The following is a 15,000-nucleotide window of genomic DNA, read 5'->3' on the forward strand; positions in this document are numbered from 1 at the left end:
AGGTAAAAAATGAAACTGTTTGGCCTTGGTAATCGTCACCAGGAAGAACAGGAGGGAACCGGCCCGGACTCTGAACTGAGTGGACAAAGGGATTTTGAAGATGATTTGAGCCACTTGCAGCTACCTGAGGGTACCGAATTGGATGAAAATTTTCTTACCGACGACGGGCTCCGCAACGATGCCCTCCAACAAAGGAGCCCGTACACTCCGACCCATCCGCTTTCTCCCCGGTTTGGCATCGAAAGAGCTACCGAGCTAATGGGTAAACTTCCCCAGGGGGATATAGAATTGATTGTGCAGGTTGTTGAAAAAACCCTTGCCTCCATGGACGTGGAGGTGGCAGACATTGTTATCGATGCCGAGTCCAAAGAACAGAGACTCAATGAAAAACACGAGCTGCTCAAGGAAGAAATTCAGGGGTTTGAACGCCAAATCGAGGACCGCAACCAACAGATCGAATCCCTGCTACAGGAACTCAGAGAAACCACTGACGTTAAGCAAAAATTGCAGCTGTCGCTGAACCAGAAAAGCGCAGATTCTCCGATTCGAACCAAGGCCACTCCAGCCTCGCCCACAGAAGAGCTCAATCAGGAGGACAATGCCGTTGTCGTGTCGCAAAAACGCACGACTTCAGACGACGAACCCGCCGCCGATATGCCCGACCAGCTTCACTGAGCCGGGCATTGCGCCAGCTGAATTTTTGCTTCGTCCCACAGCTGGTCCATCACTTCCAGAGACGCACTTTTCACATCAACCCCCTGCTCCTGCAGGCGCTGTTCGATATAGCGAAAACGGTCTTCAAACTTCTGATTGGCTGCCCGCAGCTGCGCTTCAGCGTCACCTTTGCAGTGTCGACTGAGATTCACTACCGCAAAGATCAAATCCCCCAACTCTTCACTCACCGCCTGGGAATCGCCTTGAGCTAACGCCTCCTTGACTTCCTGCAGCTCTTCCTCAATTTTACTCACCACCCCACCCGGATCAGGCCAGTCAAAGCCCACATTCGATGCCCGTTTTTGCAACTTGGCGGCGCGGCTGAGAGCCGGAAGATTGAGTGGAATATCATCCAGTACACCGCGCTGCCCTTTGGCTTGGCGCTCCTGTTCCTTGATCTCTTCCCAGCGCTTTTTAATCTGACGTTCATCGTCTTCGGTGCGTTCGCTGGTGAAACGACTTTCCAGTGTATTGTCCGGAAACACATGGGGATGGCGGCGCACTAGTTTAGTCACCAGCTCTGAAACCACCCGATCGAAATCAAAACGCTCTTCTTCGGCGGCTATTTGGCTGTAAAAGATCACCTGAAACAATAAATCGCCCAACTCTTCCTGTAGATGGCCGTAGTTTTCCCGTTCAATGGCGTCCACCACCTCGTAGGCCTCTTCCAGGGTAGAGGGTGCAATGGTGCGGTAGGTTTGCTCCAGATCCCAAGGACAGCCGCTGCCGGGCTCTCGCAAACGCTGCATGAGGGTTTTGAGGTCATCTATGTTATAAGCAGTCATCGAGCCATTGGTTTCCGGGTATCAGTTGTGACGGCGTCTTGCCGAGGCGACGTTGGTCAGCTGGTTCAAGCGACCGAGGATGCGACTGAGTTCGTTGAAGCTGCCAATTTCAACCGTCAGTTGCATATCCACCGTATTCTTGCGTTTATCTGACAGGGTTTGCATAGCACTGATGTTGACCCTCTCGGTATCCAGCAACTCGGTGATATCGCGTAGTAATCCGTGTCGATCGAAGGCTTCGATCAGAACATCCACCGAGTAGGTACTCTGGGGGGCTTCTCCCCAGTCGACTTTGATAATACGTTCCGGCTCATCCGCCTGTAGCTGCAGAATGTTATGGCAATCCTGTCTGTGGATAGAAACACCTCGGCCAAGGGTGATGTAACCGACAATGGCGTCACCCGGCACCGGGTGACAACAGCCCGCGATATGGGTCAGCAAATTACCCACACCGTCGATAAACAGATCGGAATCGCTGTGTTTCTGAGACGCTCTGCCGACTAAACCGATAGCGGGATCCACCGCCTCGCGGTCCACCATCAGCATTTTTTGAGCCGCGTTGACCACCCGATCCACACCAAGGTCACTGGCACCCACGGCTGCGTAAAGATCGTCCAGACCGACAAGGTTCAGGCGCCGGGCCAGATCTTCGTAGTCCAATTCGTCCATAGCCAGACGGCGAAATTCTTTGTCCAGTACCGCGCGCCCTTCGGCAATATTCTGGTCCCTGGCCTGCAGCTTGAACCAATGTTGCACCTTGGCTCGGGCACGGCCGGTGCGAAGGTAACCCAGCGCCGGAGACAACCAGTCACGACTGGGTGATTCGTGCTTGCCCGTCAGAATTTGCACCTGATCGGCGGTTTTCAATTCATAGTTCAGCGGAACAATACGGTCGTTGACCTTGGCTCCCCGGCAGCGATGGCCGATTTCTGTGTGCACCCGATAGGCAAAATCCAGCGGTGTGGCCCCTTGCGGAAAATCGATGATGTGCCCTTCGGGAGTAAAAACATAAACCCGATCCTGCTCGATGCCGGCGGCAAGATCGTCTTCCAGAGGATGCCCTCCCAACTCCTCATGCCACTCAAGCACCTGGCGCAGCCAGGCAATTTTCTGTTCGTAGCTGTCGGCAGTGTCATCTTCATCCGTGCCTTTGTAGCGCCAATGGGCACAGACACCGAATTCCGCTTCTTCATGCATCGCGCTGGTGCGAATTTGAACTTCCAGCACCTTTCGGTCCGGCCCGATTACCGCTGTATGCAAGGAGCGATAGCCATTTTCCTTCGGTGAGGCAATATAGTCATCAAACTCATTGGGGATATTCCGCCACAGACTGTGCACAATACCCAGCACCGCATAGCAATCGCGAACGGTGGGCACCAGAATACGCACGGCCCGGATATCGTAAACCTGGGAAAAACCGATATCCTTGCGGCGCATCTTACGCCAGATGCTGTAAATGTGTTTCGCGCGGCCGTTGATTTCCGCATTAATATGGGCCTGCTCCATTTCCGCGTTGAGAATACCGATCACCTTGTCGATAAACTCCTGACGGTCCAGGCGTTTTTCATCCAGTAGACGCGCAATGGTCATGTAGTCATCGGGTTCGAGGTAGCGGAAGGACAAATCCTCCAGTTCCCACTTGATATGACCAATGCCCAGGCGGTGCGCCAGGGGGGCATAGACGTCCGCCACTTCACGCGCGACCTTGCGACGCTTGGCATCATCTATATTTTTGACCGCCCGAATGGCGCAGGTTCGCTCGGCCAGTTTGATGAGGGCGACCCGCACGTCGTCCACCATGGCCACCAGCATTTTGCGCACGTTGTCCGATTGCTCTTGAGACGGGGAACCCAGAACACTTTCATTGGAATCGTTGCGCTGGGTACTGATCGCGGCCATGCGAATAACGCCGCGAATCAGCTTCGCTACTGTCTCACCAAAATGATCCTGTACTTCGGCAAGCGGCAATTTATTCTCGCGAACGGCACGATAAAGAATGGCGGCCTGCAGGGTTTCGAAATCCAGCTGCAGATCCGCCAGTATCTCCGCCATTTCCAGGCCCGTGCGAAAACTGCTGGTACCCTCGGCCCAGATGTTGTCGTTGGCAATGGCCCTCTCTTCGGCCGCCAGACTGCATTCGCAGGCGCTCTTTAGAGGGGCGTATTCCTCTGAATTGAGCGTGTGGATGCCATTCAGCCGCTCCAGCCAGGCATCGATATCAACTTCACCGTCATCCTTAATGGGATGATCTTCTCTAACTTTAACCATACTATTTCCGAGTGATTTCCATTCAGCGGGTCAATCCCCCTGTGTCAGCGTCGCCAACCCGCTCAAATTCCATTTGTACGCACAAATAATGCCATGGTTTCCACATGTGCCGTATGGGGAAACATGTCCAAGACCCTTAACTGCGACAGCTCAAACCCGCTGCGGACCAACGTACCTGCATCGCGGACAAAACTGGCCGGATTACAAGAGACATAAATCAGCCTTTCGACAGCGGATTGGCCGATTTGTTCACACACCTTGGCAGCTCCGGCCCGCGGAGGATCCAAAAGCAGCTTGTTTATGGCCTTGGAACTCAAGCGTTTTCGCAAACTTTGCCCTTCGAGATCCAGAGCCAGAAATTCAGCATTTTCCAAACCATTGATATGGGCATTGTGGCGAGCACGGGTCACCATCGCTTCCACCGCTTCAACGCCGGTAACCTGACAACCGCTTCGTGCAATCGGCAGGGTAAAGTTGCCAATGCCGCAAAACAGATCCATAACCCGGTCATTGGGCTCCAAAGCCAACCATTGCAGTGCCTGAGCTACCATTTCGCCATTCACCGCTGGATTCACCTGGGTAAAATCTCCAGGCTCGAATGCCAGTGTCAGGCCATCCAGGGTATAGGCCAATAATGCTTCGACTGGCGCTCCCCTCAGATCCGTCAGTTTCCCATCGCGGTCGCCCTGCCAAAAACAATTCGCCTCTGCTATCTGCTCTTGCAAGCGCTCACGCAATTCACACGAAAGCGGACGAATATGGCGCACCACCACGGCTGGTGAAGGTTCCGCGCTCAGTAATTCAATATGAGTCACGCCATGTTTTTGCGGAAGCGCCAACAGCCAGGCCTGAAGTTTTGGCAATAATGTGGATAACGAAGGACTGAGTACCGGACAGTGTTCAATATCGACCAAACGGTCACTGCCCTGCTCTCGGAAGGCGAGGTGATGATTGCGGTCTACGCCCAGGCGTACCCGAGCTCTGTAGCCCTGAGGAGTCGATACCACAGGCTCAAGTATATTTGTCGGAGAGATCTTTTGCTGCCGTTGCAGTTGCGACAGAAGGGCCTGCTGTTTATACCCGGGCTGACACTCAGCCCGCATATGCTGCAGCTGGCAGCCACCGCATTTGCCGTAATGATGGCAGAATGGCTCTGCGCGATCGTCGGAAGCGTCCAGGACCCGCCTGACCTCACATTCGCTGAAACGCTTTTGACGGCGATAATGGCTGACTTCCACCGTTTCACCAGGAATTCCGCCGCGGATAAACACCGCTTTGCCCTCGTGTCGCGCCACCCCCCTGCCGTCCTGGGCAAAGTCTTCTACGCGCAAGGTATGCGGGGTGGATTCACTCGAAGGCCTACGGCCTGCGCCGGGTTTGAACAGACGAGCCACGGAGATCAGTTAAACAGACCGGAAGAGAGGTAACGGTCACCGCGGTCACATATAATCGCCACAATTACCGAGTTTTCAATCTCTGCGCTAAGACGCAGCGCGCCTGCAACGGCTCCACCACTCGAAACGCCGCAGAAGATCCCTTCTTTTTGGGCGAGCTCGCGCATGGTGTGCTCGGCTTCAGCCTGACTCATATTCATAACGCGATCTACCCGTGTATCGTCAAAAATACTGGGCAGGTATTCCTGCGGCCAGCGGCGAATGCCGGGAATGCTGGCACCGTCTTCGGGCTGCAGACCGACAATCTCGACGTCCGGATTCTGCTCTTTGAGGTATTGAGAACAGCCCATGATGGTACCTGTGGTGCCCATGGAACTGACAAAATGAGTGATTTGACCACCTGTCTGTCGCCAGATCTCTGGCCCAGTACCATAGTAATGAGCCAGTGGATTGTCACCGTTGGCAAATTGGTCAAGAACGATACCCTCACCCTGGGCTTCCATGGTTTTGGCCAGGTCGCGAGCGCCTTCCATGCCCTGTTCCTGGGTGACCAGGATCAGTTCTGCACCATAGGCGGTCATGGCAGCTTTGCGCTCGTCCGTGGCGTTGTCCGGCATGATGAGAATCATTCGATAACCTTTGATCGCCGCCGCCATAGCAAGGGCAATGCCAGTATTACCGCTGGTGGCCTCTATTAGTGTATCGCCTGATTTAATGTCCCCTCTTTGCTCGGCCCGGTTGATCATCGACAGCGCTGGTCGATCTTTGACCGATCCGGCCGGATTATTGCCCTCAAGCTTGACCAACAAGGTGTTACTGGTGTCGCCCGGCAACCGCTGCAGACGCACCAGGGGTGTTTCACCAATGCAGGTCTGAATGGTGGGAAAATCCAGCTCATTTGTACTTCTCAAAGCGTAAATACCTCGCGCAGCAGTAAAGGTTATGCCAACGGACTATTTTAGCGGAATAGGATATGGTAAAACAGGCTGATAAGATGGAATTTGGGAGCAAGTTGAGGAACCCCATTGCACCTGCCAACCCACGTTCGAAGCCTGGCATACCGTATTCAGCAGCTCAGCGTCCTGCCTGCGCTGGTGTTTATTTCCCTGCTGGGTGCCACTCTGGGGGGCATCTTCAGCCTGGAGATGGCCGATCAAGAGCGTCGCCATGGGCTGGTGGCCAGCCGCTGGCTGGCGAGCCTGGCCCACCATGAGCTGTTCAGCGAGAAGCCCGACGCGTTATTAGCGCAATTTGATACCCTGTTGGATCATAGCGACGTTGCCGGGGTCTACCTGTATGACGCCGGCTTTCAACTAAAATTACAACGGGGCCTGCGGGCGTCTCAAGACATTTCCAAACATATCAGTACCGGTAAACGCCACTGGCATTCGGGCGGTATGGCGTTTTTCGCCAGTCCGGTCCTCCCGTCCAACAGCGTACCTTTTAACAGTATCTCAATCGACAATTCTGCTTCCCTCGAACACAGTTGGATAATCGTCAGCACCGCGTCCGAACATCTGACCCTCGTTCAGTACCGCGGTATTGTGGCCGTACTTGCTGCCGCTATCATCGGATTTGGTTTGTTGATGGCTCTGGCCTGGCGCCTTACACGCAACATTGAGCAACCGCTACAAAACATTGAGGATACGCTGCAGGACTACAGTCAGGGGAGTTACAACGCCAAGGCGCGGATTCCGGACCAGCGGGAGTTGGCCAGCCTGGCGCAAACCGCCAACACCCTGGGTGCACGCCTCAAGAATGCGAATGACGAAGTCCAGCAGCAGATCACCCAGGCAACCTCCGACCTGCAGGAAACACTGGACACCATTGAAATCCAAAGCATCGAGCTTGACATCGCCCGCAAAAGGGCGGTCGAAGCCAGTCGCATCAAATCACAATTCCTGGCCAACACCAGCCATGAAATCCGAACCCCGATTAACGGTATTCTCGGCTTTACCAATTTGCTGTTGAAAACCCCCATCAATGCCCAGCAGCGAGAACACCTGCGCACGATCGCGTTGAGCTCACAAGGGCTTCTAACCATTATCAACGATATTCTCGATTTTTCGCGTCTGGAGGAGAACCGTCTCTCTCTAGACCGCGTGCCTTTTGAGTTACGTCAGGTCGTCGAAGAAACCCTGCAGATACTGGCACCCGGTGCCAATGAAAAAGAATTACAGCTGATCCACATCACCCATGGTGAAAAACTGCCAACCCTGATGGGCGATCCTCTGCGCATCAAACAAGTGCTGACCAACCTGGTCAACAATTCCATCAAGTTTTCTGACCGGGGAAATATTGTAGTCACCACGGCGCTGACGAGCCGTGACAACAGCACGATCTCTTTGAAGGTGTCAGTCAACGACGAAGGCATTGGCATTAACAATGAACACCGTGAGCTGATGTTCGATGCCTTCACCCAGGCGGATTCTTCAAACAGTCGCCAACGCGGTGGCACAGGACTGGGACTGGCCATCTCCAAAAAGCTGATCGAGAAAATGGGCGGCACCATCGCACTGGAAAACCGCAGTGGTGGTGGCACTTGCGCTTGGTTCAAGCTGAGCCTGTCCCCGCAGGAAAACCCGATGCAAAACCAGTATGGTCGATTACAAGGTAAAAAAGCGGTGATCTTTGCCGGTAGCCCCTTGTTTGCCCAGCAGCTTCAGCAATACGCCAATGAATGGGAATTGGATGTCGAATTTGTGCTGAGTCTGGAAGACGTACTGCCTACTCTCGCAGCCGCACGACAACTGAACCGCCCGGTGGATATCGTGCTGCTGGCCGCACCCGGCAAGGTCAAGTTTGACGGCCTGAGCCAGATGGCATCTGAGATTCAGGTCCGCTACGGCAGCCCTGTGCTGGCCGCCATAAACGCCGACGAATCATCCTCACTGCAAGGGCAAGCATTCCAGGTACTCTATCTGCCGTTCACTCACGATCATCTGTACCAGATTATCGACGAGGCGCTGCAGCAGGATAACAACAAGCCCGCACAGCCCAAGCCATCGCAAAATGGCCGCATTTTGGTCGTGGATGACAACCCCGCCAATCTACAACTGGTATGCACCTTTCTCCAAGACCTGGGATTTGACCCGCTGGCAGCCAGCAGTGGCTTAAGTGCCCTGCAGTTATTCCACAATGAATCTGTCGATCTGGTCTTTATGGACGTGCAAATGCCGGAAATGGATGGCCTGGAAACAACAAGGCGTCTGAGGACAATGGAGAGCGGCGATCGACGCACACCGGTTATCGCCCTCACCGCGCACGATCTCAGCGACCAGAAGTATTCTCTGCTGGAAGCCGGCATGGATGACTTTACCAGCAAGCCCGTCAGCGAGACCCAACTCGCCCATCTGGTGCAGCGCTGGTTGCATCAGTCCACGGAGCCGAAACGCACCGTTCCCCGAGGGACTCCCGTAAAGCAACAGGCCATTATGGATCTTCAGGAAGCGCTGAGACTGACAAACAACAAATCGGATCTGGCCAGAGACATGCTCTACAAACTGAATGAGGGATTGGCTGAAGACGCTGAAGCAATCGTCAGACTGTACAGAGAGCAACAATGGATGCCGTTACAGGAACTGGTCCATCGCCTTTATGGCGGCTGTTGCTATTGTGGCGTACCGGAGCTGCGTCGGGTCAGTGAGTCCATGGATAAGAAACTGCTGGCCGGCAATCACGTTTCGCTGGATGATGATCTTAATGATTTATTGAAAGCGATCCAGCGTCTGCGTCAATGGGTTGATGAACACGATCTCGACATCCTGTTTGATGTCGAACATTAGACTTTCACTAATAACCTAAAAAGCGGCTTCCAAAATCACCGTTGCGGTTGCATAGGCCTGCTCGTCAGAAACACTCACCTGAACCCGATTGCCCTTTAGCTCTGTCAAGCGCTCCAGCGCACCTCCAGTCATGCGCAACACCGGAGCGCCCTCTTCCGTATGTTCCACCCACATATGCTGCCAGGAAATTCCTCGACCAATGCCTGTCCCCAGCGCTTTGGCAGCCGCCTCTTTGATACAAAACCGTTTGGCGAGATAGGCGACAGAACGGGAGCTGGACTGATACTCGGCGAATTCCAGTGGGGTGAGAATACGCTTGGCAAAACTGTCGCCAAGTCGATCCAGCGTGCTTTCAACGCGCGCTATCTCCACGATATCCGTACCCAACCCCACAATCATGCATCTTTCCTAAATTATTGTTGTTACTGTGTTTTAGCAAACAGCTTGCGGCTTTCCAACGGTTTGTGCCCCAACAGTGGCCCCAATAACTGCCGCGAAAGCCGTTTGGCAGCGCGCAATACTTCCGGCGACGACAGATCCCGCCTTCCAATCGCCAGTAGATGACCACCCAAATAAGCGGATCTTTCTAACCGCGCCTGAGCATCCGAAAGACGCTCGAAGCCGTTCTCCGCGCGCCATTGATAGTAACAGTCTGGCTCAATGCGTGCACCCGCGCCAGCTTCCCACTCCAGATCCACGGCATAACCCATCTCTTCCAACAGCGCCAACTCAAACTGACGCAGTGTCGATTCCAGCGGTAATTGCCGCCCGAGTTGCTCCAGAGCGACAACATAGTGCCCATAGAGCCTCTCACAGGCATCGTGTTCGGGTAATAATCGGGTCAGCAGCTCGTTCAGGTAAAGACCGCTATAGAGATAGTTTTCAGACAACATGACCGGCAATCCGGTGCTTTCCGCCGAAACCAGTGTTTTGAGTGAATGGCGGCCCTGCCAGGAGAGCAACAGCGGACAAAATGGCTGGCACATCTGCCGCCAGCGAGACTTGGCACTGCGAGCGCCCTTGGCGATTACAGACAAGCGACCATGATTTTCGGTAAGACAGTCGAGAATCAGACTGGAGTCCTTGAACGGGCGCCGGTGTAGCACAAATCCCTGCTGCAGCTCTACCCGCATGACTACGGCCTAGAGGTCGTCGTATCCGAGACTGCGCAATGCCCGCTCGTCGTCGGACCAGCCGGATTTCACTTTCACCCAAGTCTTGAGCATGACCTTGCAATCAAACAGTGTTTCCATATCAACTCTGGCCTCGCGGCCAATCTGTTTGATCTTAGCGCCTTTATCGCCGATCAATATGCGCTTTTGTCCATCCCGCTCAACCAGAATCAATGCGCCAATATGAATAATATTGCCTTCGTGGGAAAACTCTTCGATTTCCACGGTCATCTGGTAAGGCAGCTCATCACCCAGCTGACGGGTAATCTTTTCACGCACGATTTCGGCTGCCAGAAAACGAGAGCTGCGATCGGTGATCTGGTCTTCCGGAAAAAAGTGTTCGGCTTCGGGCAATCGTTCAATCACCTGCTGTTCGAGGCGATCGAGATTTACCCCCCGCAGCGCCGAGATGGGCACAATTTCATCAACTTTGATTTTGTCAGACAGCGTCTGCAGGTGAGGCAGAAGTACCTCCTTATCCTCAATCTGGTCGACTTTATTGATGGCCAGGATAATGGGACAGTCGAGGTTTTGCAGGCGCTTGACCACCATGTCGTCTTCATCAGTCCAGGCCAGGCGATCCACCAGAAACACCACCACGTCCACGTCTCTGAGAGCGGTGGTTGCCGCTCGATTCATATAGCGGTTGATGGCTTTACTGTGTTGCAGATGCAGGCCGGGCGTGTCGACATAAATGGCTTGTACGGCGCCTTCCGTTTTGATGCCCAACACATTGTGACGGGTGGTCTGAGGCTTACGGGAGGTAATACTGATTTTTTGTTGTAACAGGTGATTCAGCAATGTGGACTTACCGACGTTAGGTCGCCCCACAATGGCGACATAGCCACAACGGTTTAGCTCGTGCTCCCTGTCGCTCATCCGCGACCTCCGGGATTGGAGAGAGACAACTGCTGCAATGCCGCTGCAGCGGCCATCTTTTCCGCACTGCGGCGGCTGCTGGCACTGGCCTCAGTGGCCTCTGGCAACAACTCGCAACGGCAGGCCACCGTAAATTGTTGCGCATGGGCCTCGCCGCCAACGTCAATCACTTCGTAAACCGGCAGTGCGGCCTTCCTCGCCTGCAGATATTCCTGCAATTCGGTTTTGGGGTCCTTGCGATTGGTATCCAATTGCAGCGCATCCAGACGCGACTGGTACCAGACCCGCACGCGATCCCTGGCGGCCTGCATGCCACCGTCTCGATAGATGGCGCCAATCAAGCCCTCAACCGCATCGGCCAAAATAGAATCACGACGGAAACCACCGCTCTTAAGCTCCCCTTCACCCAAATTCAGGTTCGGGCCCAGATCAAATTCTCTGGCGATTTCCGCGAGGGTTTCACCTTTTACCATCTGCGCACGCAAACGGCTGAGTTGCCCCTCTTTGGCTTCATCGAAACGCTCAAACAGTGCTTCACCGATAATAAAATTCAAAATGGAATCGCCCAAGAATTCCAGGCGTTCATTATTGCGGGCACCGCAACTGCGATGAGTAAGTGCCAGATCGAAAAGATCCGGGTCCTTGAATTCATAGCCCAATCGATTGAGAAGGCGCTGGCGACTGATAGTGTTCACTAATTACTTCACTTTGTGTGCTTTATTGAGCACAGATCTATTTTTCGGGCTTGGTTATTGGCCGGCAACAAAAATCAGCATTGGAGCTGTCGAGTACACTGTGGAAGGACATCACCACATCCACATTGAGAAGCAGAGGCAACCTCACCTCGTATTCGAAACTCACCAGCGTTTTGCCCCGCTGACGCTCAATTTTGGCTGACTTGGCCGATATCGAGCGCAAATTATTAATCCGAAAAAAACCATCGAGGTTTTTGTAAATTTCTCGCTCGGTCATTTCGTTAATCTGGGTTCCACTCTCCCCAAGGCCTCTCAAGGCTTCCTGAAGATAGCGATTATCGGCATAGGCCGGCGCCATTATGAAGATACAGCGCAGAAAAAAGCCAGCCACCAGCACGGCGACCAACCACCCCAGGGTAGACAATCCCTGCTGTCTTTTTAACGATCGCACACGTCTTCTCCTATTCCGGTCACGGTTGTTCTACTGCTGATTTTAGTCTATTTGATTCAGCCGCAACTGCTGACCAGCTCACAATGTCACCCTTATTGGATGCTGCCCACGCGACTAAAGCTGGGCAGGCTGAAGAAAGAGTCCCAGTGCATCCAGACAGCAAAGGCTTTCCCCACGATGGCGTCCTCGGAGACGGGACCCCATTCGCGGCTGTCAGAGCTGTTGTCGCGGTTATCTCCCATCATAAAATAGTGTCCTTCAGGCACCACCCAGGAGCCATTCTGGCTGAGGCGCCCGGGCACCACGTGCTTACGCATGTCGTGCTCGACACCATCGATGCTTTCCTTCATCAGATGAAACTGGGGATTGGCCGGCGGCAGAGCGGCTACCAGCTTCTGGGGCTGCTTTTCGCCGTTGATGTAGAGCACATTATTGATATAGCGAATCTCGTCACCAGGAAGGCCCACCACCCGCTTGATAAAGTAGGTTTTGGGGCGATGGGGTGGGAAAAACACCATGACGTCACCGCGCTGGGGTTCGTTCAAATCCAGCACTTTGGTTCTAACCACCGGCAAACGGATTCCGTAGGTGTATTTGTTCACCAGAATAAAATCGCCGATTTTAAGGGTGGGCACCATAGAGGCCGACGGGATCTGGAAGGGTTCCGCCAGAAACGAGCGCAAAATCAACACGATAAACAGTACCGGAAAGAACGATTTCGCATACTCCACCGCCACCGGCTCCTGGGCAGCGGCAGCCTTGGCTTCTTCGTAAACCGCCTGCTGCTGGCCGGCGTCTATCTGCACATTGGCAAACTGGGTATCCACGGCCGCAACGGCCTGCTGTCGGCGCTTTGCCAGAAACAGCCAGTCCGCCAGCCAGATTGCACCGCTGACGAACACCAAAACAACCAGAATCAGAGGAAAATTGATATCCATATAGCTTTAACGCTTCCTGTAAGAAATTAGTCTTCGACCTTGAGCACCGCCAGGAAGGCCTCCTGGGGAATCTCAACGCGGCCGACTTGCTTCATACGTTTCTTACCCGCTTTCTGCTTCTCCAGCAGTTTCTTTTTACGGGTGATATCGCCACCGTAACACTTGGCGGTGACATTCTTACGCAAGGCCTTGACCGTGGTCCGAGCGACGATCTGTCCGCCAATGGCCGCCTGAATCGCCACATCGAACATCTGACGGGGTATCAATTCTTTCATTTTCTCAGCCAGGGCACGCCCCTTGTATTGGGCGTTATCGCGGTGCACGATCAGTGCCAGCGCATCCACTTTCTCGCCATTAATCAGTACATCCAGACGAACCAGTTTAGCGGCCTCGAAGCGGTCGAAATTGTAATCCAGCGAAGCGAAACCGCGACTGACCGACTTAAGGCGATCAAAGAAATCCAACACTACCTCGTTCATCGGCAGCTCGTAGGTCAGCGACACCTGGGTTCCGGTGTACTGAAGGTCCTTCTGGATGCCGCGCTTTTCCACGCAGAGTGTTATCACCGCACCCAGATGTTCCTGGGGAACCAGGATATTCGCCTCGACGATGGGTTCGCGCATTTCTTCGATCAGGCCGGGGTCTGGCAGCTTCGACGGATTGTCCACGTAGATCACTTCACCGTCAGTCTGCTCGACTTCATAGACCACGGTCGGGGCGGTGGTGATCAGATCGAGGTTGTATTCCCGTTCAAGCCGCTCCTGGATGATTTCCATATGCAGCATCCCCAGGAAGCCGCAACGGAACCCAAAACCCAGTGCATCGGAACTCTCTGGTTCATAAAACAGAGAAGCGTCATTGAGCGTCAGCTTCGCCAATGCCTCACGGAACGCCTCATAATCATCTGAACTTACCGGGAACAAGCCGGCATAGACCTGAGGTTTGACCTTCTGAAATCCCGGAACTGCCTCCACTTCGGGGGTTTTCTGATGGGTCAGCGTATCACCCACGGGAGCGCCGTGAATATCCTTGATCCCGGCCACCACAAAGCCCACCTCACCGGCGCGCAGAACGCCGGTTTCTTTACGCTTGGGCGTGAACACCCCGACGTTATCCACCACATGGGCTTTGCCGATAGATTTGGTGATGATTTTGTCTTTGGCCTTGAGAGTGCCCTGTTTGACCCGAACGAGAGAAACCACGCCCAGATAGTTGTCAAACCAGGAATCAATGATCAGTGCCTGCAAGGGCGCATCAACGTTCCCCTCCGGCGGCGGCACCATGCTTACCAGCTCTTCCAGCACATCCTCAACACCGAGACCGGTCTTGGCACTGCATTGCACCGCCTCGGTAGCGTCGATGCCGATAATTTCCTCGATCTCTTGGGCAACACGGTCTGGCTCAGCCTGAGGCAAGTCAATCTTGTTGAGAACCGGAATAACCTCCAGCCCCTCTTCGATCGCGGTGTAACAGTTGGCTACAGACTGCGCCTCCACGCCCTGGGCGGCGTCAACAATCAACAGCGCTCCTTCACAGGCTGACAGCGAGCGGGATACCTCGTAGGAGAAATCCACGTGTCCGGGAGTATCAATAAAGTTCAGTTGATAGGTTTTGCCGTCGCGGGCGTTGTAGTCCAGGGTAACGCTCTGCGCCTTGATCGTAATCCCGCGCTCGCGCTCAATATCCATGGAATCGAGAACCTGAGCTTCCATCTCCCGTTCGGACAAGCCGCCACACACCTGGATAAACCGGTCGGCAATGGTGGATTTGCCGTGGTCAATATGGGCAATAATGGAAAAATTACGGATATGGCTGAGATCGGTCACAGTAAGAACAACTACCTGTCATTGAGTTTTGGTCAAATCCGGCCAAACGCAAACTCTTCAAGAAGGCGTCTGGCCGGTTTTCGAGGCTGCGAA

The 15,000-nt window shown here is 54.0% G+C and carries 13 protein-coding genes; 2 read left to right on the plus strand and 11 right to left on the minus strand.

Annotation, left to right across the window (positions count from 1 at the left end):
* The first annotated feature begins 9 nt into the window (after nt 1-9).
* Nucleotides 10-675 (plus strand): hypothetical protein, encoded by a 666-nt coding sequence (locus tag HBA55_RS27070; RefSeq protein ID WP_166997937.1) that lies wholly within the window; start codon nt 10-12, stop codon nt 673-675.
* On the opposite strand, the gene mazG is transcribed toward HBA55_RS27070, so the two are convergent.
* The 4 genes from mazG to cysM form a co-directional block, all read right to left on the minus strand.
* Complete coding sequence (gene mazG / locus HBA55_RS27075; protein WP_166997939.1) at nt 669-1,499, minus strand: nucleoside triphosphate pyrophosphohydrolase; 831 nt, start codon at nt 1,497-1,499, stop codon at nt 669-671. The genes HBA55_RS27070 and mazG overlap by 7 nt on opposite strands.
* A gap of 21 nt (nt 1,500-1,520) precedes the next feature.
* Nucleotides 1,521-3,767 (minus strand): GTP diphosphokinase, encoded by a 2,247-nt coding sequence (gene relA, locus HBA55_RS27080; protein ID WP_166997941.1) that lies wholly within the window; start codon nt 3,765-3,767, stop codon nt 1,521-1,523.
* 62 nt (nt 3,768-3,829) lie between these two features.
* A complete protein-coding gene (gene rlmD / locus HBA55_RS27085) occupies nt 3,830-5,161 on the minus strand; it encodes a 23S rRNA (uracil(1939)-C(5))-methyltransferase RlmD (RefSeq protein ID WP_166997951.1) in 1,332 nt (443 codons plus the stop codon).
* 5 nt (nt 5,162-5,166) lie between these two features.
* Complete coding sequence (gene cysM / locus HBA55_RS27090) at nt 5,167-6,054, minus strand: cysteine synthase CysM (RefSeq protein ID WP_166998085.1); 888 nt, start codon at nt 6,052-6,054, stop codon at nt 5,167-5,169.
* Between the two features lie 132 nt (nt 6,055-6,186).
* On the opposite strand from cysM, the gene HBA55_RS27095 reads away from it, so the two are divergent.
* Nucleotides 6,187-8,946 carry a response regulator gene (locus tag HBA55_RS27095; protein WP_166997953.1) on the plus strand — a complete coding sequence of 920 codons (2,760 nt, stop codon included), beginning with the start codon at nt 6,187-6,189 and terminating at the stop codon, nt 8,944-8,946.
* A gap of 15 nt (nt 8,947-8,961) precedes the next feature.
* Here the strand turns inward: HBA55_RS27095 and acpS are convergent, their stop codons facing one another.
* The 7 genes from acpS to lepA form a co-directional block, all read right to left on the minus strand.
* Nucleotides 8,962-9,345, minus strand: a complete 384-nt coding sequence (gene acpS / locus HBA55_RS27100) for a holo-ACP synthase (RefSeq protein WP_166997955.1) — start codon at nt 9,343-9,345, stop codon at nt 8,962-8,964.
* Nucleotides 9,346-9,368: 23 nt separating this feature from the next.
* Nucleotides 9,369-10,079: a DNA repair protein RecO gene (recO, locus tag HBA55_RS27105; RefSeq protein WP_166997957.1), complete on the minus strand. Its 711-nt coding sequence runs from the start codon at nt 10,077-10,079 to the stop codon at nt 9,369-9,371.
* 9 nt (nt 10,080-10,088) lie between these two features.
* The gene (gene era, locus HBA55_RS27110; protein WP_166997959.1) at nt 10,089-10,997 is read right to left on the minus strand and encodes a GTPase Era; all 909 of its coding nucleotides are present in this window, start codon (nt 10,995-10,997) and stop codon (nt 10,089-10,091) included.
* Nucleotides 10,994-11,692, minus strand: a complete 699-nt coding sequence (gene rnc, locus HBA55_RS27115) for a ribonuclease III (RefSeq protein ID WP_166997961.1) — start codon at nt 11,690-11,692, stop codon at nt 10,994-10,996. Before rnc ends, era begins: the two co-directional genes overlap by 4 nt.
* A 37-nt stretch (nt 11,693-11,729) precedes the next feature.
* Nucleotides 11,730-12,143: a DUF4845 domain-containing protein gene (locus HBA55_RS27120; RefSeq protein ID WP_338109468.1), complete on the minus strand. Its 414-nt coding sequence runs from the start codon at nt 12,141-12,143 to the stop codon at nt 11,730-11,732.
* Nucleotides 12,144-12,235: 92 nt separating this feature from the next.
* Nucleotides 12,236-13,081, minus strand: a complete 846-nt coding sequence (gene lepB / locus HBA55_RS27125; RefSeq protein ID WP_166997963.1) for a signal peptidase I — start codon at nt 13,079-13,081, stop codon at nt 12,236-12,238.
* Nucleotides 13,082-13,107: 26 nt separating this feature from the next.
* Complete coding sequence (gene lepA / locus HBA55_RS27130; RefSeq protein ID WP_166997965.1) at nt 13,108-14,907, minus strand: translation elongation factor 4; 1,800 nt, start codon at nt 14,905-14,907, stop codon at nt 13,108-13,110.
* Nucleotides 14,908-15,000 lie beyond the last annotated feature (93 nt).

It is taken from the genome of Pseudomaricurvus alkylphenolicus (assembly GCF_011683955.1).
In the GTDB taxonomy this organism is placed as follows: Bacteria; Pseudomonadota; Gammaproteobacteria; order Pseudomonadales; family Cellvibrionaceae; genus Pseudomaricurvus; species Pseudomaricurvus alkylphenolicus.

Coding starts and splice junctions, on each gene's coding strand:
- acpS (WP_166997955.1), bottom strand. CDS start 9,345: ATGATTGTGGGGTTGGGTACGGATATCGTGGAGATAGCGCGCGTTGAA.
- recO (WP_166997957.1), bottom strand. CDS start 10,079: ATGCGGGTAGAGCTGCAGCAGGGATTTGTGCTACACCGGCGCCCGTTC.
- relA (WP_166997941.1), bottom strand. CDS start 3,767: ATGGTTAAAGTTAGAGAAGATCATCCCATTAAGGATGACGGTGAAGTT.
- lepB (WP_166997963.1), bottom strand. CDS start 13,081: ATGGATATCAATTTTCCTCTGATTCTGGTTGTTTTGGTGTTCGTCAGC.
- mazG (WP_166997939.1), bottom strand. CDS start 1,499: ATGACTGCTTATAACATAGATGACCTCAAAACCCTCATGCAGCGTTTG.
- HBA55_RS27070 (WP_166997937.1), top strand. CDS start 10: ATGAAACTGTTTGGCCTTGGTAATCGTCACCAGGAAGAACAGGAGGGA.
- era (WP_166997959.1), bottom strand. CDS start 10,997: ATGAGCGACAGGGAGCACGAGCTAAACCGTTGTGGCTATGTCGCCATT.